This window comes from Helicobacter sp. TUL, from assembly GCF_002287135.1.
Taxonomy (GTDB): domain Bacteria; phylum Campylobacterota; class Campylobacteria; order Campylobacterales; family Helicobacteraceae; genus Helicobacter_F.
Window position 1 is genome coordinate 1 of sequence record NZ_NESU01000029.1, and the last position, 2,311, is coordinate 2,311.

Annotated in this window: 2 protein-coding genes and 1 pseudogene; all 3 read left to right on the forward strand. The window is 34.3% G+C overall.

The genetic code is table 11. From position 1 onward, the window contains the following. On the forward strand, positions 1-1,070 hold a 1,070-nt coding region (locus B9T66_RS08965), incomplete at its 5' end, for a hypothetical protein (RefSeq protein WP_095628547.1). A gap of 1 nt (position 1,071) precedes the next feature. After that, positions 1,072-1,947 (forward strand): hypothetical protein, encoded by an 876-nt coding sequence (locus B9T66_RS08590; protein WP_095628548.1) that lies wholly within the window; start codon positions 1,072-1,074, stop codon positions 1,945-1,947. After that, positions 1,948-2,311: pseudogene (locus tag B9T66_RS08595) on the forward strand (TIGR02594 family protein); the annotation flags it as partial.

Here is a 2,311-nt window from a genome sequence, read left to right on the forward strand (position 1 = left end):
GGAACTTAGGAGATAAATATTTTCAACTCTATCAAACCAAAGATTCCACAAAACCAATCAATGATGATTTTATCACTACTACTCATTACACAATTCACGGAGGAAGTAGCTATGGAGATATAAAAGGCGTAGATTTAGCAGCAGAATCTAAGCAATTCTTTAATGCAATGCAAGCTTTATATAAAAAATACAAGAATGAATTAGAATCTATGGGAAATGTGATTAAGTTGGAAGTGGGGTATGGCACAGGAGAAATGGTGCTAGAAGTAGTGAGGAAGTGGGAGTATAGAGGATATGACAATCCTAACAAATGGGCTACAATGAGTCAATTTAAGCTATTAAAAAATGATATAGAGTTGTTAAGTGGAGGAATTGTAGAGCCAGCAGGGATAAATCCTAATCCTAAGCGTGCTGGACATAACCTATCTCCAGAGCAACAACAAAAAACATCGGGAAGTGATACGAGAATACCAGTGGGGGAATATGAGGTGTTTTGGAGGTATTCAGGAAAACAAGTTTATGCAAGAAGCACAATAGATTTAGAGTTTATCAATTTGTTAAAATTAAATGGTGTTTGTTCAAAAAATGATGTTAGAGATTTTTCAATAAATCCACATAGCGTTAATAAGGGGAAGAATCAATTATATGATAGCCAAAGACAAAAAACATTACAAAGCAAGACAGATAATTTTAAGAAGCAACACGATTGGGATATACATTCTCACATAATGCCTGAACTTAAAGCTATCAATGGAACAGATATGGGCGATAGAAACTATATACTAATACACAATGGTGATAATGGAATTTGGAGCGATGGATGTCTATTACCGGGAGAGCTTGAAAATGAACTTGAGCCTAAAGGACACAAAAATAACGATGGGCTGTATCAAGAAACATTGCTAAAGACTATGCAGCTCATAAAACTTTTGATTGAGCATGATATAGAAGCATATCAAAACTATGCCAAAGGTCAATCGAAAAGCACAATTAAAAAATTTATTGTCAGAATCAAAGAAGAAAATGTTAAAATCTATCCTAAGAATAAAATTACCAAGTGGGAGAAATAAGATGAAAATAATATCTTATTCCGCAGTGAAATGTATTTTAATTTTACTTTTGTGTAGTTATGTCTATGCTAACGATGAAATAGTAGTTATTGATAGCTTGAGACATCAAAACACTATATATCATTCAACCTTAACTCAAAAAAATATTGATAAAGACAAAAGCGGAATGGTCAAAATAAGCTATAATGGCGAGATAACGCTAAGTGGTGTTATACAAATGTATTTGCATCAAGAGGAAGCAAACCTGTTTCAAAGCTTGACTTTTTATCCAGATATACAAACGCCTAATCCACTACCATATTTTGACTTTGAGCAATATCAAGGCATTCAGTTAATAGCTGATATGAAAGACAATGACTTTATGAAAGCAAAGCAAATCTTTGGAGATAATATTAATATAAATGATAAGTATATTTTAGGAGGTATAGCAATGCGTGCTATGATAACATTGCAAGACTATTATGCCGTGAGTGGAAGTGATATAAGTTTTGATAATGGTGCATATGCAAAAATCAAACCCCATTCTCTCAAGCCCTTAAGCAATACAAAAAGATGGTTTGTATCTAAAGGAATGATATATAGTTATTTTTCGGAGGGACTACTTTTATCCTATGCCTCCAAAGACTCCTATATCAATCTACGCCAATCCCCAAATGGCAAGATTTTACAGGCAATACAAAAAGATGAAATGTTAAATGATTGTAATATGCGAAGCAATGAGCTACAAAATCAAGGCGTATTATTATCTCTTGGCAAAGACCCCACCAATCCCAAATGGCTAAAAGTCGCCTATATCCCAAAAGAAGCCAGCGATACAAGTAAGGCAATCTATGGTGTAATACACGAAAGCCAAGTGAGTTTTGATTGTGGGGAATAAATGAGTTGCTCATTCCCAAACACTCACACCACACAGAATCAATCACAAGATTCTATAGATTCTATGCACGATTCTCACAACACTCAAGGACAACCTATCATCTATCTACTTAATTGTGAAAATAGAAAAACCTATCAAATAGCCTTGCAGGCAAATACAGATACTAATGGTAATATCATACAAGATAAGGCAGGTAATACTAGCTATAATGCTATCCTAAGCACAGAGCTAGACCTTGATATGAAAGCTACTACTAAGCTCATACTCTCTTGCCATGACTTAGTGGCACAAAACTACTCCACTTATGATATACACAAGATAACAGGTGTGGGCATAGTATCAGTAAATTATGACCTTAAGCAAA